This is a genomic window from Stenotrophomonas sp. STEN009 (assembly GCF_056760395.1).
On the sequence record NZ_JBRRES010000039.1, the window covers coordinates 14,158 to 32,845 of the forward strand.

Below are 18,688 nucleotides of genomic sequence, written 5' to 3' on the forward strand. Positions count from 1 at the left end.
GCGCCTGCGGCGGATAATTGAGTGGCTACGGGGCACCTGCGCGGTAAGATGGCCGGCGCCCCTACCTGCTGCCCTGTCCATGCCCGCAGAACCGACCGGCACCGCCCCTGTTCCCGACCCGCGGATGGCCCAATCGCTGGGCCGCGATCGTCGGCGGATCGTGCTGAGTTACCTGGCGATGGCCCTGGCCTGGATGATCGCCACCGACAGCGCCGTGCAGCTGCTGGTACCCGATCCGTACCAGGCATCACTGTGGCAAAGCCTGAAAGGGTCGTTCTTCGCCCTGGCCAGCGCCGGGCTGCTGTACCTGCTGCTGCGGCCGCTGGCCGAGCACGTGCTGCTCACCCATGCCCGCCTGCAGGCCTCCGAGCTGCGCCTGCGGCAGATGTTCGAGGGCAATCCCGGGCCGATCCTGGTCTACGATCTGGACAGCCTGGCCATTCTCGATGCCAATCCTGCGGCCTGCAGCGCCTTCGGCTGGGAGCGCGAGGAACTGCTTGAGCGCACCATCGACGTGCTCTGGCCGCCCGGCCAGGACCAGGCGCTGCAGACCAAGCTCGAAGCCATCCGGGAGGCGCCCGAGCAGCTGTGCATCCTGCGGGCGCAGCTGCAGCTGCGCGATGGCAGCCTGCGGCAGATGGAGCTGCGCTCGAACGCAATCGGTTACGACGGCCACAACGCACGCCTGCTGATTGCCATCGATCGCACCGCCGAGGACCTTGCACAGCTGCGCCGGGACCAGGCACTGGCACGGGTGGAGGAAGCGCATGAGCTGGCGAAGATCGGCGCCTGGGAACTGGACCCCTCCAGCGGGCTGGGCCGGTACTCCAGCCAGGTCTACCGCCTGCTCGGCCGGCGCCCGCCGGAAGCGCGCCGCTGGCATCGCTTCGACGAACTGCTGGTGGCGGCCGATCCGGCCACTGCCGCGCAGGCGGACCAGCTGCTGGCCGAACTGTGTTCCGGCGAACCGGTGCAGGTGGACGTGCTGCTGCCGCTGCTGTCGATGGATGGCCGCGCGTTGATGGTGCACCTGCGCGCGGCCAGCGGCGTTGACGAGGCCGGCCGCGACCGCGTGCTCGGCACGCTGCAGGACGTGACCGAGCGCGAGCAGTCGCGGCGGCTGCTGCGCGAACGTGAGGAACAGTTCCGCGAACTGGTGCGTGTACTGCCGGACGGCGTGGTCATCCTCTTCGAGGAGCACGTACTGTACGCCAACGCCTGGGCCGCGAGCCTGTTCGGCTATGGCGGCCATGCCCTGCTCGGCGAGCCGCTGGCGGCCCTGGTCGCCGACAGCGATCTGGCGCGGGTACGTGTGCAGCTCCGGGCCGGCCAGCCCCAGCACGGCCCCGGCCACAGCAGCGTGGTGGCGATGCAGCGTGCCGATGGCCGCAGCTTCCACGCCGGCCTGGCTGTGGGCGAAGTGCGCTATGGCGGTCGCGACTGCAAGCTGCTGATCGTGCGTGACCTGAGCGACTCCGAGCGCACCCGCAGTGCGCTGGAGACCAGCAACCGCGAACTGCAGGCGATGGCCGGCCGGTTGTTCTCGCTGCAGGAGGACGAGCGCCGCGCGATCTCGCGCGACCTGCACGATGACATCGGGCAGGCCATCACCGCCATCAAGCTCTCCGCCTATGCCGCGCAGGACGAAGACGATCCGAAGCGCCGCAGCGAGGATCTGGCACAGATCGTCAGCCTGGCCGACACCACGGTGGCCAAGCTGCGTGACATCTCCACCCTGCTGCGGCCACCACAACTGGATGCGCTGGGCCTGGAGGCGGCATTGAGCTGGCAGGCACGGGTACTGTTCCGCTCCTCACCGGTGGAACTGCTGGCCGAAATCGAGCCCCTGCCGCATCGGCCCGACAACAGCATCGAGCAGGCCTGTTTCCGCATCGCCCAGGAAAGCCTGACCAACGTACTGCGCCACGCCCGCGCCAGCCAGGTGCAGCTGCAGCTGCGCGATGTCGGCCAGCGCGGGCTGCACCTGCAGATCCGCGACGACGGCGAGGGTTTCGACCCTGAGGGCCCACGCGGCCTGGGCCTGATCGTCATGCGCGAACGTGCGCAGAGCGTGGGCGGCCACGTGCGCATCGAGTCGGCGCACGGCGCCGGCACCCTGGTCGATGTCCATCTTCCCTACCAGGCAGCCTGCGCGGCTGCCGTCGAAACACCGGATTACTGAGCCTATGTGGAATCCCAATCTGCCACTGGTCAGCATCGACGATGCCCCTGACCGCCTTGGCGCCGGCAATCCCGAGCTGCAGGCGATGGTGGCCGAAGCCGCTTCGGGTGGCACGCCGCTGATGCTGATGCATGTGGACATCGACCACTTCGCGTCGGTCAACGAGAACATGAGCGCGGAAGTGGGTGACCAGGCGCTGGTACTGGTGGCGCAACGCCTGCAGTCCTACCTGCGCGGGCGCGGCAAGCTGTGGCGCCATGGCAGCGACGAGTTCCTGATCGCCGTGCCGCGCGACGCCGACCTGCCGCTGCCGGAGGACTTCGCCGAAGAAATCCGCCAGCAGATGGAACTGCCGCTGTCGGTGCTGCCCTACACCCTGTTCATGACCGGCAAGCTGGGCGTCAGCCTGTGCCCGGAGCATGCCAGCAGCACCTCGCGCCTGCTCGATCATGCTGAAGATGCGCTGTACCAGGCCGCCCGCGAGGGTGGCAACGCGGTGCGCATCCATGCCGTGGACACACCACCCAGCGCGCACAGCGAGAGCATCATCGCGCGCCAGATCGTCGATGCCATCCCCAATGCCGAGCTGAAGCTGCGCTACCAGCCCCTGGTCAGCGCACGCGATGGCCATGTGGTGGGCATGGAAGCCCTGCTGCGCTGGCAGTCGCCGACGCTGGGGATGCTGGTACCGGAGCGCTTCATGCGAACGGCCGAGCGGCTCGGCATCATCGTGCAGATCGGTACCTGGGTGCTGGAGGGCGCGCTCAAGCAGGCCCGGCTGTGGCGCGACCAGGGTTTCGACGACTTCACCATTGCGGTGAATGTCTCCACCCTGCAGCTGCTGCGACCGAATTTCTTCGCCGAAGTGATGTCGCTGCTGCAGGCAGCGGGCGTGCCGGCGCAGATGCTGACGCTGGAGATCAACGAAAGCGCGCTGACCAACAACGTCAATTTCGTCCACGAGACCCTGGCCAACCTGCGCAACGAAGGCATCAGCCTGAGCCTGGACAACTTCGGCACCGGCGACTCCAGCCTGAGCGCGCTGGTGCGCTATCCGGTGGACAAGCTGAAGATCGACCGCAGCTTCATCAAAAGCGCACCGGCCGGCAACCGCGAGGCCGCCATCGCCCGTGCGATCATCGCCATGGGCCACCAGCTGGGCATGACGGTGATCGCCAACGGTGTGGAATCGCAGGCACAGCTGGGCTTCCTGCGCCGCAACGACTGCGATGTGTTCCAGGGCTATCTGTTCGGCGAACCGATGTCGGCCGATGCCGCGGGCATGACCCTGCGCCGGCGCTACCTGCGCCCGGAAGCATTCGCCGAGACCCGCCCGGACCGCACCCTGCTGCTGCTGGACGATGAAGAGAACGTGCTGCGCTCGCTGGTGCGGCTGTTCCGTCGCGACGGCTACCGCATCCTCGCCGCCGGCAACGTGCGCGACGCCTTCGATCTGCTGGCGATCAACGATGTGCAGGTGATCCTGTCCGACCAGCGCATGAGCGACATGAGCGGCACCGAGTTCCTGGGCCGGGTGAAAATGCTGTACCCCGACACCATCCGTCTCGTGCTGTCCGGCTACACCGATCTGAACACGGTGACCGACGCGATCAACCGCGGCGCGATCTACCGCTTCCTGACCAAGCCATGGAACGACGACGAGCTGCGCAAGCACATCCACCAGGCCTTCCGTACCTACGAGGAACAGCGCCGCAGCAATGCCGGCCCGGTGGCGATGGACGCAGGTGACGGCGGCGAGGATCGCCCGCCGTTGCGATGATGGAGGCCGCCGGGCATGGCCCGGCGCTACCGTGCACCTGTGCCGTGCGGCGGCTCAGCGCGGCTGCTTCACCGGCAGCACCACGCGGAAGCGCGAGCCGACGCCGGGGGTGCTGTCCAGATCGATGCGACCGTGGTGCTTGTTGATGATGCTGTAGGAGATCGACAGGCCCAGGCCGGTCCCGCTGCCCACCGGCTTGGTGGTGAAGAACGGATCGAAGATGCGCTGGCGCAGTTCGGGCGAGATGCCGCCACCGGTATCCTCGAACTCGACCCAGACATGGTCGCCATCCACGCCGGTACGCACGGTGATGGTGCCACGCTCGGCGATGGCATGGCCGGCGTTGAGCAGCAGGTTCATGTAGACCTGGTTGAGTTCGGACGGCAGGCACTCGACCAGCGGCAGCTGGCCGAACTCACGCACCAGGGTGACCTTGTACTTGAGCTCGTTCCAGATGATGTTGATGGTGGACTCGAGGCCGGCGTGCAGGTCGACCAGCTTCCACGACTCATCGCGGCCGGAGTACGAGAAGTCCTTGAGGTCGCGCACGATGCGCGTCACCCGCTCGATGCCCTCGCGTGACTCTGCCATCAGCTGTGGCAGATCGCGGCTGATGAAGTCGATGTCCAGCCGGTCACGGATGTCGTCGATCTCCGGGATGAGCGCCTTCGGGTCGGGCGCACGCAGGGCGCGCTCGTAGGCCTCGATCACGGTGAACAGGCTGCGCAGGTACTCCTGCAGGCTGCCGAGATTGGAGTGCACGTAGCCGATCGGGTTGTTGATCTCGTGCGCGACGCCGGCGGCAAGCTGGCCGATGGACGCCATCTTCTCCGACTGCAGCAGCTTTTCCTGCGTGCCGTTCAGTCGAAGGTAGGCCTGGCGCAGTTCGGCATGGCGCTGCTGCAGCTCGCGCTCGTAGTCTTCCTGGCCCTCGATGTGGCGGAACAGTGCCAGGTAGTGGCCCTGCCCGGGCGGACCGTGATGGTACAGATGCGCGATGACCACGCCCTCGCCCAGCGGCAGGCTGCCGTTCCAGTGACCGTTCTGGCGGGCGTGCTCCAGCGCGTCCGGCGGCAGCAGCTGACGCAGGCGCTGTGGTGCCGGCAGAAGGCCTTCGTCGCTGGCCAGCAGGTTCTGCGCGGCCGGATTGGCCAAGGCGACCTGACCGTCTTCGGTGAACAGCAGCAGGCCCTCGCGCAGGCGTTCAAGCAACGCCTGCAGCACCGGCTGTGGTGGAAGGGGGGCGGTAACCAGGACGTTGGCAGCGGACACGGCGGCTCAGGGGCATTCGAACAGGCGCCCAATATACGCGGTCGTGCCGCAGGCGACAGCCTGCGAGCCGGGAGGTCCGCGCGAAGTTGCGTCAGGCCACCGCCAGAGGACGGCCAGCGGTGACTGCGTGGGCCTGCCCCTTGGCATCGTAGGCCGAGGCCTCTTCGCTGCGGCCCAGCTGGCGCAGCGCCCAGTTCACTTCGCGGCGCCTGCGCGACAGCAGCACGCCGTTGGCGCGATTGCGCTCGGCCAGCTCCTGCAGCTGTTCGCCCTCGCCCACCGGCGGTGCGCCTTCCAGCGCACGCAGCGCCTCCAGCTTGGCGCCGGTGGCGCGGATCAATGCGTGCACGTCATGCTCGACCAGGGCCTGGCGTTCGACGTCCAGGGCCAGCGCCAGGCGCTGCAACGGCTCGCTCATCGCCGCGGTCATCCGTGCAGCTGCTGGTCCAGCTCAAGCATGCGCGAAGCGATCGCGTCCGGATTGATCGTATAGGTGCCGTTCTGCAGCGATTCGCGCACGGCGGCCACGCGCTGGGCGTCGATCGCCGGCGCCGTGGTCAGTTCGCGTTCGATGGCCTGCAGATTGGTGGCCTCGCCGGTCAGGCGCAGGCTGTCGGCCGCCTCCACCGGACGCGCCGGCGAGTCGCTGCTGACGCCGGGCTTGCTGGCCGGGTTCGTCACGCTGCGCAGTGCCTGGGGGACCTGCAGGTTGCCGTCGATTTTCTGGCTCATGGGGTGTCCTGGAGTTGCCGTTCACAAGGGATAACGGCCGCAGGGCCGTGATCTTTAGGGAAATCTTGCGGGAATTCAACGCGCCACGATTACGTCACCACGGGCATCCACCGTGCCCTGCACGATGCGCCGCGAGGAGAGGTTCTCCACCGAGATGCGTTCGTTCTCGCCGGCATCGCCCATCGCCCGGCCCGCGATGCGCACCTCGACCGAGCCGCGCCGTGACACCAGCGCCACATTGTCTCCGCGCTTGATGAGACGCTGGGTGACCAGGTCGTTGCTCGACAGCAGCGTTCCAGCCTGCAGCGGACGCCGGGCGATGCGGCCGATCGCTGCATTGGGATCGGCCAGCACGGCCCCGGCAATGCGTGCAGCATCGCGCTGGGCGGTACTGATATCGGCAGCCGTCAGCGTTTCTCCAGCAGCGATGCCGCGTGCAAGCACCAGCACCGTCTGGTTGCGCCGCACCTTCACCGGTACGAACAGGCGCCAGCCGCCCGCATCGGGGCAGCTGACCTCGACCGTGGTGTTCGCTGTCGGCTGCACCTGCAGCGCTCCCCCGCACCGGGGAAGACGCAGCGCGTCAGCCACCTGGGCCTCGCCTTCGCTGCCGGCGGGCAGGCTCGACAACGCCGCCGCACGGATGCTGGCCACCGGCTGCCAGTCGGCGGCCACTGCCCAGGGCGAGGCAACGGCCAGTGCGACTGCCAGGATGGAGGAGATCGGGCGCATGGCGCCTCCTGTCGATGGGACCTGGCCCGGACGCGTGCAAGCGGCGTGCCAGTGCGATGCGCGGCGCAACACTCGGCGCCGCTGGATCGGACCCTCAAGTTCCCGCCGCCGCACGCCGATACAGCAGCCATGTCCCATGACCTGCTCAACCGGATCGACCAGCGGACCCGCCTGGCCGGCCACAACCGACTGGCGCTGCTGCTGTTCCGCCTCGGCGGACGTCAGCTTTTTGGCGTCAATGTATTCAAGGTGCAGGAAGTGCTGCGGCGCCCGGAGCTGTTCCAGGTGCCCGGCCTGCCCGGGCAGTTCGCCGGCGTGGCCGATGTGCGCGGACGCTCGGTGCCGGTCCTGGACCTGGGCCTGGCGATCGGCCATCCCGAGCGCGAGCCGGATGCCGATACCTCGCCCGGCTACCTGGTCGTCACTGAATTCAACCGCTCGATCCAGGGCTTCCTGGTCAGCGGCGTGGAGCGCATCGTCAACATCGCGGTGGAGGACATCCATCCGCCACCGGAACTGGGCGCTGAATCGAGCTATCTGACGGCGGTCACCCGCTTCCAGGGCGAGCTGATCCAGGTGATCGACGTGGAAAGCGTGCTGGCCGACATCGCGCAGATCCGGGGCGAGGCCGTGCTCGATCCACAGATGGCCATGCCCGCCGACGGCCCGCAGCTGCAGGTGCTGGTGGTGGACGACTCGCGGGTGGCACGCCAGCAGATCCGCAGCGTGCTGGACCAGCTGGGGGTCGGCGCCACCCTGCTCTCCGATGGCCGGCAGGCGCTGGACCACCTGCTGCAGATCCACGCCTCGGGCGAGAATCCCGCCGACCGCTACGCCATGGTCATCTCCGATATCGAGATGCCGGCGATGGACGGCTACACGCTGACGACGGAAATCCGGCGCCATCCGGGGCTGGCGGGGCTGTACGTGCTGCTGCACACCTCGCTGTCGGGCGTATTCAACAACGCGATGGTCGAGCGCGTGGGCGCCAATGCCTTCGTCGCCAAGTACTCCCCGCACGAGCTGGCCGATTTCGTGCTGGACCGCCTGCGCAAGGTGGCGATGGCGGCCTGAGGCCGCCGGGCTTCCCCGCCGGGCCGTGCCCGGCGAGCGTAGCGGCGCCCCGCCCACGACCTTTTGGCACACCGCTTGCAGCTTCCCGGGCAACGTTCCCGTGGGAGTGCATCGTGCGCAACCTGATTACCGACTACCTGGGCGTACATGCCCAGGCCATGCCGTTGCGCGAACAGCGGATGAAGCTGATCGCCAGCAATCTCGGCAATGCCGATACCCCCGGCTACAAGGCCCAGGACCTGGACTTCGACGCCGCCCTGCGCAGCGCACAGGGACAGGATGGCAACGGCCTGATGGCCACCACCCACGAGCAGCACTATGCGATCAACAACGGTCTGAATCCGTTCCAGATCGCGCGCGAGGGTGTCCAGCCCAGCCTTGACGGCAATACCGTCGATCCGGATGCAGAGCGCGCCGCCTACGGTCGCGCCGCGCTGGAGTACCGCGCATCGCTCAGCTTCGTCGAGAGCAAGGTCCGTTCCATGCTGACCGCGATCACGGGGCAATAAGCCATGAGCAACCTGCCGATCTTCGACATCGCCGGCTCCGCGCTGCAGGCGCAGTCGGTGCGCATGAGCACCATCGCCTCCAACCTGTCCAACGCCGACACCGTTGCCGGCTCGGCCGAGGCCGTCTACAAGCCGCTGGAGCCGATCTTCCAGGCGGTCACGAGCAAGGACGACCCGAACATCACCTCGGTGCAGGTGAAGGAAATCACCCGCAGCGAGGCGGCGCCGATCAAGCGCTACGAGCCCGGCCACCCACTCGCCGACGCCGACGGTTACATCTACCAGCCCGACGTCGATCCTGTCGCGCAGATGGTCAATCTGATCTCGACCTCGCGCAACTACCAGGCCGGCGTGGAGATGTTGACCACCGCCAAGGAACTGGCCCTGGCCACCCTGACCATGGGCCGCTGAGGCCCGCAGTACCGGATACCGCCATGACCACCGCCGTCAACAACCAGACCAGCCAGGACGTCTACTCCGCACTGGGCCTGAATGCTCCCAACAGCAACGCCACCAAGAAGAAGAACACCCTGGACCAGGCCGACTTCCTGCGCCTGATGACCGAGCAGCTGCAGCACCAGGACCCGCTCAAGCCCATGGACAACACGCAGATGGTCGCGCAGATGGCGCAGATGTCGACCGTGCAGGGCATCACCGATCTGAACACCACGGTGCAGGGCTTCCAGCAGTCGATGGCCAGCGACCAGGTGCTGCGTGGCGCCGCGCTGGTGGGGCACCAGGTGCTGGTGCCGTCCGAGAAGCTGGTGCTGGAGAACGAAGGCAGCGTCGAGGGCACGGTGGCCGCGCCCGGCGCCGGCATCATCACCGTGGACATCACCGATGCCAACGGCGCCAAGGTCACCTCGATCAGCGTCGAGGCCAAGGCCGCGGGCGAAACCGCATTCCAGTGGGATGGCAAGGATGCCGCCGGCAACCGCATGGAGCCGGGCAAGTACAGCGTGGTCGCCAACCATGTCGATACCGCTGGCAAGAGCACCAAGCTGTCCACCTATGTGCAGGCACCGGTGGAAAGCGTGACCGTCGGTTCCGATGGCCTGTACCTGAACCTCAAGGGCCTGGGCACGGCCCCGATCGACTACGTGCTCCGCGTCAGCTGAGCCGCCTACCCGCATCTACCAGGAGCATCCCATGGGCTTCAATGTCTCGCTGTCCGGCATCAATGCCGCCAACTCCGACCTGAGCGTCACCGCCAACAACGTCGCCAACGTCAACACCACCGGCTTCAAGCAGTCGCGCGCCGAGTTCGCCGACCTGTTCGCCGCCACCAGCTACGGCCTGTCGAAGAACGCGGTCGGCTCGGGCGTGCGCGTCTCCAACGTGGCCCAGCAGTTCATCCAGGGCAACAACGAGCAGACCGGCCGCAGCCTGGACATGGCGATTTCCGGTGAGGGCTTCTTCACCATGAACATGAACGGCCAGCGGGTGTACTCGCGTGCCGGCAACTTCCAGACCGATGCCGCAGGCTACGTGACCAACCCGCAGGGCGCGCGCCTGCAGGTGTTCGCGCCCAACGCCGACGGCACCAACTTCGACGCCGGTCGCATGATCGACCTGCAGCTGCTGACCACCGACAGCCCGCCCCGGCAGACCAGCGATGTAAAGGTTGGTTTCACCCTGCCGGCCAACGCCAAGGAACCGACGGTGCAGCCGTTCGATGCCACCAATTCCAACAGCTACAACCACTCCAGCGGCGGCATTACCGTGTATGACTCGCTGGGCGTGAGCCACATCCAGGTGTCGTACTTCGTCAAGGAAGCCGGCGTCAACCAGTGGACCGTGCACAACTTCGTCGACGGCGAACCCGCAGGTACCCCGACGCCGGTCACCTTCGACAACAGCGGCAAGCTGACCGCACCGGCCAACGGCAGGATCAGCCTCGGCACGTTCACCCCGACCACCGGCGCGGGCGAGTTGAACATGACCCTGGACGTGAGCGGCTCGACCCAGTACGGCGAGAAGTTCGCCCTGCGCAACACCCAGCAGGACGGTTACGCCGCGGGCAAGCTCAACGAAATCACGGTGTCGGACACCGGCGTGGTCTACGCACGCTACTCCAATGGCGACGACAAGCCGCTCGGCCAGGTTGCGCTGACCACCTTCAACAACCCGCAGGGCCTGGAGCAGAAGGGCAACAACGTGTGGGCGGAGACGTTCGATTCGGGTACGGCCCGTACCGGAATGCCCGATACCTCCAACCTCGGCAAGATCCAGGCCGGCTCGCTGGAGGCGTCCACTGTCGACCTGACCGAGCAGCTGGTCAACATGATCACCGCGCAGCGCAACTTCCAGGCCAACGCACAGATGATCACCACCCAGGACCAGATCACCCAGACCGTCATCAACATCCGTTGATGAGCCGCTGACCCTGTCACGGAACTCCCCGCATGGATAAAGCCCTCTACGTGGCGATGACCGGTGCCCGCGCCTCCCTGCAGGCGCAGGGAACGCTCAGCCACAACCTCGCCAACTCCGATACCCCCGGCTTCAAGGAAGCGCTGGCCAACACCGAGGCCTTCCCGATCCAGGGCCGGGGCTTTGCCTCGCGGGTCGATGCGCTGCACGTCGACGCCGGCTTCAACCGCCGGCCCGGTGCGCAGCACATCACCGGCAAGCCGCTGGACCTGGCGCTGCAGACCGGCACCTGGCTGGCCGTGCAGTCCACCGACGGCAGCGAAGCGTACACGCGCGGCGCGGCACTGTCGGTGACACCGAACGGTCAGCTGGTGACTTCCGGTGGGCGCCCGGTACTGGATGACAACAACAACCCGATCGCCATTCCGCCTTACCAGGCGATGGAGATCGGCAACGACGGCACGATCTCCATCATCCCGCAGGGTGAAGGCCCACAGACCATGGCCATGATCGGCCGGATCAAGGTGGTGCAGGCACCGGACGAACGGCTCGAGCGCGGTCTTGATGGCCTGTTCCGCAACACCGATCCGCTGCAGCCGTTCGCCCAGGCCCTCGGGCCCACCGTGCACAGCGGCCAGCTGGAGGGCAGCAACGTCGATGCCGCCGGTGCACTGGTGCAGATGATCCAGCTGCAACGCCAGTACGAAATGCAGGTGCAGGTGATCAAGCACGGTGATGACAACGCACGCAGCGCCAACAGCCTGCTGCGACTGGGCAGCTGACGGAATTCCGCCGGCGCCGCGTAACGGCACTGGCACACCGCTTGCACGCCGTACCCCATGGGCCGCAGCACGCGGCCGGTTTCAGCAGACAGGACTCCGAAGATGAACCAGGCATTGTGGATCGCGAAAACCGGACTGGATGCGCAGCAGATGCGCATGTCGGTGGTTTCCAACAACCTCGCCAACACCAACACCACCGGCTTCAAGCAGGACCGCGCCAGCTTCGAGGATCTGTTGTACCAGCAGGTCCGCCAGCCGGGCGGCGCATCGTCGGCGCAGACCCAGCTGCCGACCGGCCTGCAGCTGGGCACGGGCGTGCGCGTGGTGGCCACCGCCAAGAACTTCGAGCAGGGCAGCCAGCAGCAGACCGGCCGCGCGCTGGACGTGATGGTCAATGGCCGGGGCTTCTTCGAGGTGCAGCTGCCCGATGGCAGCTCCGCCTACACCCGCGACGGCTCGTTCAAGATCAACCAGGACAGCGAACTGGTCACCAACAGCGGTTACCCGGTGCAGCCCGGCATCCAGATTCCCGAAGGCGCGCAGTCGGTAACCATCGGCAGCGACGGCACCATCAGCGTGAAGATGGCCGACGACGCCGCATCGGTGGAAATCGGTGCGCTGACCCTGACCGACTTCGTCAATCCCGCAGGCCTGCAGGCGCGCGGCGAGAACCTGTTCCTGGAAACCACCGCCTCGGGGCCGGCGCAGAACGGCAACCCGGGCCTGAACGGGCTCGGCAACGTGGTCCAGGGTGCGCTCGAAGGCAGCAACGTGAACGTGGTGGAGGAGCTGGTGTCGATGATCGAAACCCAGCGCGCCTACGAGATGAACGCCAAGGCGATCTCGACCACCGACTCCATGCTGGCCTACCTCAACAACAAGATCTGACCGGCCCAACCGGGATAACGCCATGTCGCCCATTTCCACCCTCGCCCGCACTGTCCTCGCCAGCACGGTGGCCGCCCTGCTCGGCGGCTGCGTGATTGCCGGCGACGTGCGCCCCTACCCCGCGATGGCGCCGCTGCAGCCGATCATGCCGCCCCAGGCCGAGCCGACGGCCGGTGCGATCTATGCGGCAGGGCCAACCCTGCAGCTGTACTCGGACCGCCGCGCGCGTGATGTCGGCGACCTGCTGACCATCACGCTGCTGGAAAACACCACCGCGCAGACCAGCGCCAACACCGCCACCAACAAGGAATCGAATCTGAGCCTGGGGACGCCCTCGATCTTCGGTGCGCCGGTCACCCTGGGCGGCAAGGACATCCTCAGCGCCAGCGCCAAGGGCGCGCGCGACTTCACCGGCAAGGGCAACAGCGCACAGAGCAACCGCCTGCAGGGCAGCGTCACGGTCACCGTGATCCAGCGCCTGCCCAATGGCAACCTGGTCGTGCAGGGACAGAAGAATCTGCGCCTGAACCAGGGCGACGAGCTGGTGCAGGTGCAGGGCATCGTGCGCCCGGGTGACATCAGCCCGGACAACACCCTTCCCTCCAGCCGTGTGGCCGAGGCCCGCATCGTCTACGGCGGCCGCGGTCCGGTCGCGCAATCCAACGCGATGGGCTGGCTGAGCCGCTTCTTCAACTCCGGCCTGACGCCGTTCTGAGCATGGCCATGACGCTTACCTTCTTCTCTTCCTGGCACCGTCTGTCATCGCTGTGCTGCCTGGTGCTGCTGGCAGTGGCTGCGCCCGCCAATGCCGAGCGCATCAAGGATCTGGCCCAGGTCGGCGGCGTGCGCGGCAACGCGCTGGTCGGCTACGGCCTGGTGGTCGGCCTGGATGGCAGTGGCGACCGCACCAGCCAGGCCCCCTTCACCGTGCAGAGCCTGAAGAACCTGCTGGGCGAGCTGGGCGTGAATGTGCCGGCCAACGTCAATCCGCAGCTGAAGAACGTCGCCGCCGTGGCGATCCACGCCGAACTGCCACCGTTCGCCAAGCCAGGGCAGCCCATCGATGTCACCGTGTCCTCGATCGGCAACGCGGTGTCGCTGCGTGGTGGCTCGCTGCTGATGGCGCCGCTGCGCGGTGCTGATGGCCAGGTCTACGCCATCGCACAGGGCAACCTGATCGTGGGCGGCTTCGGTGCCCAGGGCAAGGATGGCTCGCGGGTGTCGGTGAACGTGCCCAGCGTCGGCCGCATTCCCAACGGTGCCACGGTCGAACGCGCGTTGCCGGATGTGTTCGGTGCCAACGGCGAAATCACCCTGAACCTGCACAACAACGACTTCACCACCGTCTCGCGGATGGTCGCCGCGCTCAACAACGCCTTCGGCGAAGGCGCGGCACGCGCCGTCGACGGCGTGACTGTGGCGGTGGCCGCGCCGACCGACCCGGGTGCACGCATCGGCCTGCTTGCCCGCATCGAGAACCTGGAGCTGACCCCGGGCAGCGCCCCGGCCAAGGTCGTGGTCAACTCGCGTACGGGCACGGTGGTCATCGGCCAGCAGGTCCGCGTCGGCCCTGCGGCGATCTCGCACGGTTCGTTGACGGTGACCATCCAGGAGAACACCAACGTCAGCCAGCCCAACGCACTGGCCGGCGGCAGCACGGTGGTCAGCCCGCAGTCGACCATCACCGCCACCAACGATGGCAGCCGCATGTTCAAGTTCAATGGCGGCACCACACTGGATGAGATCGTGCACGCGGTGAACGCCGTCGGCGCCGCGCCGGGCGACCTCATCGCGATCCTGGAAGCACTGAAGCAGGCCGGCGCGCTGAGCGCCGAACTCGAGGTGATCTGACATGCGCATCACCCCCGCCTTCGAGCTGAATCCGGCGCAGCAGAACGACCCGGCCAGGATCGACAAGGTCGCGCGGCAGCTGGAAGGCCAGTTCGCGCAGATGCTGGTCAAGAGCATGCGCGATGCCAGTTTCGGCGACTCGCTCTTTCCCGGTGAGAACAAGATGTTCCGGGAGATGTACGACCAGAAGATCGCCGAGGCGATGACCCGTGGCAAGGGACTCGGGCTGTCGGCCATGATCACCCGCCAGCTGTCCGGAGCGACCGCCGAAGGACCGGCGCTGGATACCGGCATCGGCGCTGCGAAGGCCAGCCGGGCCTATCAGCTCAACGCGCCCGCCAAGGCGGCGCCGTCGCTGCCGCTGGAGGACGCCGGCCAGGCCGTACGCATGCTGCAGCAGATGGCCGCAGGTGCACAGCAGGACGCGTCGGCCGCCATCGCGCCGATGGAACAGGCCCTGGACCTGATCGCCGGCCGCGAAAGCAGCAGCGTCCACCGGTCGCTGGGCACCGATGATCCGTACATCGCCGGGCTTGACGGCCCCGACTGGGCAGCCCGCAACGACCAGTGGGCCGCCACTGCCAGCAACCGTGGCAGCGGCACTACGACCGATGCGCTGGCGACCCGCAACGCGGTTGCCCAGCTGGGTGCGCATACCCCGGAAGGCTTCGTCGCCAGCATCTGGCAGCACGCGCAGAGCGCAGCCAGGGAGCTGGGCGTGGACGCCCGCGCGCTGGTTGCGCAGGCCGCACTGGAAACCGGCTGGGGCAAGCGCCAGATCAAGCACGCCGATGGCAGCACCTCGCACAACCTGTTCGGCATCAAGGCCAATGGCTGGAACGGGCAGCGTGCGGTGGCCGGCACCCATGAGTACGTCGATGGCGTGCGCCGCAATGAAACCGCAAGCTTCCGTGCCTACACCTCGCCGGCCGAGAGCTTCGCCGACTACGTGCGCCTGCTGAAGACCAGCCCGCGCTACCAGCAGGCCCTGCAGGCCGGCACCGATGTGCAGGGCTTCGCCCGGGGCCTGCAGCGGGCCGGCTATGCCACCGATCCGCGCTACGCCGCCAAGATCGCCGCGATCGCCGGCGGCCCGACCATCGAGCGTGCCGTCGCCGCCGTGACCGATGCCGGCAGTCGCCTTGGCCAGACCTTCGCCAGCACCGCAACAGCGGCGCTGGGTATCACCCGTCGTTGAGGAACCCCATGTCCAGCGTACTTTCCACCGGTACCGGTGCCCTGCTCGCCTTCCAGCGCGCCCTGGCAACCACCAGCCACAACGTGGCCAACCTCAACACGCCGGGTTACAGCCGGCAGAAGGTCAATTTCGCCACGGCCGATCCGCAGAACTTCGGCTACGGCACGGTGGGCAACGGCACGCGCATCACCGACATCCGGCGCACTGCCGACCAGCTGGCGATCTCGCGCCTGCTCGACAGTAGCGGTGAGCTGGCACGCCTGAAGCAGTTGTCCGGCATGGCCGACCGAGTCAACGCGCTGTTCTCCGACGCCGCCACCAACGTCGCAGGCGTCTGGTCCAGCTTCTTCGATTCGGTCAGCGGCCTGTCTTCCAATGCCTCCGGCACGGCCGACCGGCAGAGCATGCTGGACGGTGGCAAGGCCCTGGCCAACCGTTTCGTGCAGCTCAATACCCATCTGAACAACCTCAACAGCGAGGTCAACAACGGCCTGCTCGCCGGAGCGACCGAGGTCAACCGGCTGGCGCAGGAAATCGCCCAGATCAACGGCGCCATCGGCACCAACATCGCCAGCGCGGCCCCGGACCTGCTCGATCGCCGCGACCAGCTGATCTCGCAGCTGATCGGCTATACCGGTGGCACCGCGGTGATCCAGGACGGCGGCGTGATGAACGTCTACACCGCCGGCGGCAACGCACTGGTGGTCGGCACCACCGCCACCCGGGTCACCACCGTGGCCGATCCGTACCAGCCCGAGCGCCTGCAGCTGGCACTGGAAACGCAGGGCAACACCATCACCCTGGATCCCAAGGCCGTCGGCGGCCAGATCGGTGGGCTGATGGAGTTCCGCGACACCGTGCTGACCCCGGCGCAGGCGGAGCTGGGCAAGCTGGCGATCGGCCTGGCCGACAGCTTCAACCAGGTCCACCACCAGGGCGTGGATCTCTACGGCCAGCTCGGCGGTGACTTCTTCAACATTGGCACGCCGCGGGTGACGGCCAACAGTGGCAACAGCGGGACGGCCAGCATCAGTGCCAGCTTCGGCGATCTCGGCAAGCTGGACGCGCAGAACGTCGTCCTGCAGTTCGATGGCACGCAGTGGAAGGCGAGCCGCGCCGACACCGGCGCCAGCATTCCGTTGACCGGCACCGGCACTGCGGCCGATCCGCTGGTGATCAACGGCGTCGAGCTGGTGGTCGGCGGCACGCCGGCAATCAACGACCGCTTCCTGCTGCAGCCCACTGCCGGCGTGGCCGGCAGCCTGGAGATCGCCATCACCGATCCCTCGCGCATCGCAGCCGCGGCTGCCGTGAAGGGCGCCGCCGCCACCGCCAATACCGGTACGGGCAAGCTCAGCGGCGTCTCCGTGACCGATGCCGGCCATGCGGACCTGCGCAATCCTGCGGCGATCGTCTTCACTTCCGCCACCACCTACACCATCGATGGTGGCCCACCGCAGACCTACACCCCGGGCCAGACCATCAGCGCCAACGGTTGGAGTTTCGTTCTCGACGGTGCACCACGCACCGGCGACACCTTCAACATCACCCCGACCCCGGCCGGCTCTTCGGACAACAGCAACGCGGCAAGGCTGGCCAAGGTGGAGAGCGCCAAGGCGTTCAGCAGCGGCACCGTCACCCTGAACGGCGCACTGGGCGGGCTGACCACCCAGGTCGGCGCGGCAGCGCGCTCGGCCGAGTACTCGCTTGAAGCGCAGCTGGTGATCAACGAGAAGGCCCAGGACGCGCGCGACGAAATCTCCGGCGTCAACCTGGATGAGGAGGCGGCGAACATGCTCCGCCTGCAGCAGGCCTACCAGGCCGCCTCGCAGTTGATTTCCACTGCCGACAACATGTTCCAGACCATCCTGGGAGCCGTCCGCCGATGAGCAGCCGCATCTCCACCGGAATGATGTTCAACCAGTCGGTGACGCTGATGCTGGCCAAGCAGGCCAAGCTCAATCACCTGGAGCAGCAGATCGCCACCGGCAGCAAGATCGTCAGCGCCAAGGACGATCCCGTGGCCGCGGGCACCGCCGTGGGCCTGGACCGCAGCCTGGCGGCACTCGAGCGCATGGGCCTCAACGCCGGCAACGTGCAGAACCGGCTCGGCGTGCAGGAGAACACACTGGCCCAGGTCAACGATCTGATGGGCCGCGTCAGCGACCTGACGCTGCAGGCCAGCAATCCGGCGCTGAGCGCCGCGGACAAGAAGACCCTGATCACCGAGCTGAACCAGATCCGCGACGGCCTGCTGTCGCTGGCCAACAGTAGCGATGGTACCGGCCGCTATGTATTCGGTGGCACCCATGACGGCGATCCGCCGTTCGCCAAGATCGACGGCAAGGTGGTCTATCGTGGCGACCAGACCCAGCGCCAGGTGGAAGTGGGGCCGGACACCTACGTGCTCGACGCCCTGCCCGGCAGCGAGATCTTCATGCGCATTCCGACCGGCGATGGCTTCGTCGACGGCAGCGCCGCCGCAGGCAACACCGGCAAGGGCGTGCTGACCAACATCACCCGCGACGGCAGCGACAGCTGGAACGGCCAGGCCTTCAGCGTGCGCTTCACCGCCAGCGACCAGTACGAGGTGCTGGACGCAACGGGCAACGTGACCAGTACCGGCTCCCTGAAGCCCGGCGACGAACTGGAAGTGAACGGCGTGCGCCTGCAGATCACCGGCGCTGCCGAGGCCGGCGATACCTTCAACGTGCAGCCGGCCGGCAGCCGCGACATCTTCGCGACGATGGACAAGCTGATCGCCGCTCTCGACGCCGATACCGGCAGCACCGCACAGCTGGCGGCGCAGCAGAACCAGCTGCAGAGTGCATTGCGTGACGTCGGCCGCGCGTCCGAGCGGATGATCGATTCGCGTGCTGCCGGCGGATCGCAGCTCAAGGCGCTGGACAATGCAGCGGACATGCGCGAAGCCAACAGTGTGACGTTGAAGACCACCCTGTCACAGATGCGCGACCTGGACTACGCCGATGCCCTGAGCCAGTACCAGTTGCAGAGCACGGCGCTGCAGGCTGCACAGACGATCTTCTCGCAGATGCAGTCGATGTCGCTGTTCAACAAGATCGGCTGATCCGTTTCCCGCATACGCCCATGAAGGCCGCGATGCCCTGCATCGCAGCCTTTTTCGTTTCCGCAGCGCGCTGCTGCTGCCTTGCCCGCGGGTGCACCGCGCGCGTTCATTAACGACCCGCGCGCCCAGGTCCGCCCCCCCCCCCCCCCCCCCCCCCCCCCCCCCCCCCCCCCCCCCCCCCCCCCCCCCGGGGGGGGCCCCCCCCCGAGGGGGAGTCGTTGGTGTGC

At 67.4% G+C, this 18,688-nt stretch carries 18 protein-coding genes; 14 read left to right on the forward strand and 4 right to left on the reverse strand.

Annotated features, from left to right (window positions below; genetic code table 11):
• The first annotated feature begins 79 nt into the window (after positions 1-79).
• Together ACVOMM_RS15945 and ACVOMM_RS15950 are read left to right on the forward strand one after the other, a co-directional pair.
• Positions 80-2,182, forward strand: coding sequence for a sensor histidine kinase (locus ACVOMM_RS15945; protein WP_481526493.1), 2,103 nt, complete (start codon positions 80-82; stop codon positions 2,180-2,182).
• A gap of 4 nt (positions 2,183-2,186) precedes the next feature.
• A complete protein-coding gene (locus tag ACVOMM_RS15950; RefSeq protein ID WP_053517925.1) occupies positions 2,187-3,962 on the forward strand; it encodes an EAL domain-containing protein in 1,776 nt (591 codons plus the stop codon).
• Between the two features lie 54 nt (positions 3,963-4,016).
• On the opposite strand, the gene ACVOMM_RS15955 is transcribed toward ACVOMM_RS15950, so the two are convergent.
• The 4 genes from ACVOMM_RS15955 to flgA all read right to left on the reverse strand — a co-directional run bounded on the left by ACVOMM_RS15955 (position 4,017) and on the right by flgA (position 6,698).
• The gene (locus ACVOMM_RS15955; protein ID WP_065182185.1) at positions 4,017-5,234 is read right to left on the reverse strand and encodes an ATP-binding protein; all 1,218 of its coding nucleotides are present in this window, start codon (positions 5,232-5,234) and stop codon (positions 4,017-4,019) included.
• 91 nt (positions 5,235-5,325) lie between these two features.
• Positions 5,326-5,664, reverse strand: a complete 339-nt coding sequence (locus ACVOMM_RS15960) for a flagella protein (protein WP_053517922.1) — start codon at positions 5,662-5,664, stop codon at positions 5,326-5,328.
• Positions 5,661-5,966, reverse strand: coding sequence for a flagellar biosynthesis anti-sigma factor FlgM (gene flgM / locus ACVOMM_RS15965; protein WP_053517921.1), 306 nt, complete (start codon positions 5,964-5,966; stop codon positions 5,661-5,663). The genes ACVOMM_RS15960 and flgM overlap by 4 nt, the downstream gene beginning before the upstream one ends.
• A gap of 75 nt (positions 5,967-6,041) precedes the next feature.
• Positions 6,042-6,698, reverse strand: coding sequence for a flagellar basal body P-ring formation chaperone FlgA (flgA, locus tag ACVOMM_RS15970; protein WP_111187003.1), 657 nt, complete (start codon positions 6,696-6,698; stop codon positions 6,042-6,044).
• 129 nt (positions 6,699-6,827) lie between these two features.
• Between flgA and ACVOMM_RS15975 the strand changes: the two genes are divergently transcribed.
• The 12 genes from ACVOMM_RS15975 to flgL all read left to right on the forward strand — a co-directional run bounded on the left by ACVOMM_RS15975 (position 6,828) and on the right by flgL (position 18,461).
• A complete protein-coding gene (locus tag ACVOMM_RS15975) occupies positions 6,828-7,772 on the forward strand; it encodes a chemotaxis protein (RefSeq protein ID WP_053517918.1) in 945 nt (314 codons plus the stop codon).
• 113 nt (positions 7,773-7,885) lie between these two features.
• Positions 7,886-8,281, forward strand: a complete 396-nt coding sequence (flgB, locus tag ACVOMM_RS15980; RefSeq protein ID WP_053517917.1) for a flagellar basal body rod protein FlgB — start codon at positions 7,886-7,888, stop codon at positions 8,279-8,281.
• A gap of 3 nt (positions 8,282-8,284) precedes the next feature.
• Complete coding sequence (gene flgC, locus ACVOMM_RS15985; RefSeq protein WP_053517916.1) at positions 8,285-8,692, forward strand: flagellar basal body rod protein FlgC; 408 nt, start codon at positions 8,285-8,287, stop codon at positions 8,690-8,692.
• 23 nt (positions 8,693-8,715) lie between these two features.
• A complete protein-coding gene (locus tag ACVOMM_RS15990; protein ID WP_053517914.1) occupies positions 8,716-9,399 on the forward strand; it encodes a flagellar hook assembly protein FlgD in 684 nt (227 codons plus the stop codon).
• A 31-nt stretch (positions 9,400-9,430) separates the two neighbouring features.
• Positions 9,431-10,654 (forward strand): flagellar hook protein FlgE, encoded by a 1,224-nt coding sequence (gene flgE / locus ACVOMM_RS15995; protein ID WP_053517912.1) that lies wholly within the window; start codon positions 9,431-9,433, stop codon positions 10,652-10,654.
• A gap of 32 nt (positions 10,655-10,686) precedes the next feature.
• Positions 10,687-11,436 (forward strand): flagellar basal body rod protein FlgF, encoded by a 750-nt coding sequence (locus ACVOMM_RS16000; protein ID WP_065175709.1) that lies wholly within the window; start codon positions 10,687-10,689, stop codon positions 11,434-11,436.
• A 102-nt stretch (positions 11,437-11,538) separates the two neighbouring features.
• Positions 11,539-12,324, forward strand: coding sequence for a flagellar basal-body rod protein FlgG (gene flgG / locus ACVOMM_RS16005; protein ID WP_053517910.1), 786 nt, complete (start codon positions 11,539-11,541; stop codon positions 12,322-12,324).
• A gap of 22 nt (positions 12,325-12,346) precedes the next feature.
• Entirely contained in the window at positions 12,347-13,039 is a 693-nt protein-coding gene (gene flgH, locus ACVOMM_RS16010; protein ID WP_065175710.1) for a flagellar basal body L-ring protein FlgH, read from the forward strand.
• Positions 13,040-13,047: 8 nt separating this feature from the next.
• Positions 13,048-14,175, forward strand: coding sequence for a flagellar basal body P-ring protein FlgI (locus tag ACVOMM_RS16015; protein WP_414487527.1), 1,128 nt, complete (start codon positions 13,048-13,050; stop codon positions 14,173-14,175).
• A 1-nt stretch (position 14,176) separates the two neighbouring features.
• Positions 14,177-15,373, forward strand: a complete 1,197-nt coding sequence (gene flgJ, locus ACVOMM_RS16020; protein ID WP_180875128.1) for a flagellar assembly peptidoglycan hydrolase FlgJ — start codon at positions 14,177-14,179, stop codon at positions 15,371-15,373.
• Between the two features lie 8 nt (positions 15,374-15,381).
• Positions 15,382-17,262, forward strand: coding sequence for a flagellar hook-associated protein FlgK (gene flgK, locus ACVOMM_RS16025; RefSeq protein WP_053517907.1), 1,881 nt, complete (start codon positions 15,382-15,384; stop codon positions 17,260-17,262).
• Positions 17,259-18,461, forward strand: a complete 1,203-nt coding sequence (gene flgL / locus ACVOMM_RS16030) for a flagellar hook-associated protein FlgL (RefSeq protein ID WP_180875127.1) — start codon at positions 17,259-17,261, stop codon at positions 18,459-18,461. The genes flgK and flgL overlap by 4 nt, the downstream gene beginning before the upstream one ends.
• The last annotated feature ends 227 nt before the right edge of the window (positions 18,462-18,688 follow it).

Excerpts from the sequence above, each read along its gene's own strand:
- ACVOMM_RS15945 (WP_481526493.1), top strand. The coding sequence starts at position 80 with ATGCCCGCAGAACCGACCGGCACCGCCCCTGTTCCCGACCCGCGGATG.
- ACVOMM_RS15950 (WP_053517925.1), top strand. The coding sequence starts at position 2,187 with ATGTGGAATCCCAATCTGCCACTGGTCAGCATCGACGATGCCCCTGAC.
- ACVOMM_RS15960 (WP_053517922.1), bottom strand. The coding sequence starts at position 5,664 with ATGACCGCGGCGATGAGCGAGCCGTTGCAGCGCCTGGCGCTGGCCCTG.
- flgM (WP_053517921.1), bottom strand. The coding sequence starts at position 5,966 with ATGAGCCAGAAAATCGACGGCAACCTGCAGGTCCCCCAGGCACTGCGC.
- flgA (WP_111187003.1), bottom strand. The coding sequence starts at position 6,698 with ATGCGCCCGATCTCCTCCATCCTGGCAGTCGCACTGGCCGTTGCCTCG.
- ACVOMM_RS15975 (WP_053517918.1), top strand. The coding sequence starts at position 6,828 with ATGTCCCATGACCTGCTCAACCGGATCGACCAGCGGACCCGCCTGGCC.
- flgC (WP_053517916.1), top strand. The coding sequence starts at position 8,285 with ATGAGCAACCTGCCGATCTTCGACATCGCCGGCTCCGCGCTGCAGGCG.
- ACVOMM_RS15990 (WP_053517914.1), top strand. The coding sequence starts at position 8,716 with ATGACCACCGCCGTCAACAACCAGACCAGCCAGGACGTCTACTCCGCA.
- flgE (WP_053517912.1), top strand. The coding sequence starts at position 9,431 with ATGGGCTTCAATGTCTCGCTGTCCGGCATCAATGCCGCCAACTCCGAC.
- ACVOMM_RS16000 (WP_065175709.1), top strand. The coding sequence starts at position 10,687 with ATGGATAAAGCCCTCTACGTGGCGATGACCGGTGCCCGCGCCTCCCTG.
- flgG (WP_053517910.1), top strand. The coding sequence starts at position 11,539 with ATGAACCAGGCATTGTGGATCGCGAAAACCGGACTGGATGCGCAGCAG.
- flgH (WP_065175710.1), top strand. The coding sequence starts at position 12,347 with ATGTCGCCCATTTCCACCCTCGCCCGCACTGTCCTCGCCAGCACGGTG.
- ACVOMM_RS16015 (WP_414487527.1), top strand. The coding sequence starts at position 13,048 with ATGACGCTTACCTTCTTCTCTTCCTGGCACCGTCTGTCATCGCTGTGC.
- flgJ (WP_180875128.1), top strand. The coding sequence starts at position 14,177 with ATGCGCATCACCCCCGCCTTCGAGCTGAATCCGGCGCAGCAGAACGAC.
- flgK (WP_053517907.1), top strand. The coding sequence starts at position 15,382 with ATGTCCAGCGTACTTTCCACCGGTACCGGTGCCCTGCTCGCCTTCCAG.
- flgL (WP_180875127.1), top strand. The coding sequence starts at position 17,259 with ATGAGCAGCCGCATCTCCACCGGAATGATGTTCAACCAGTCGGTGACG.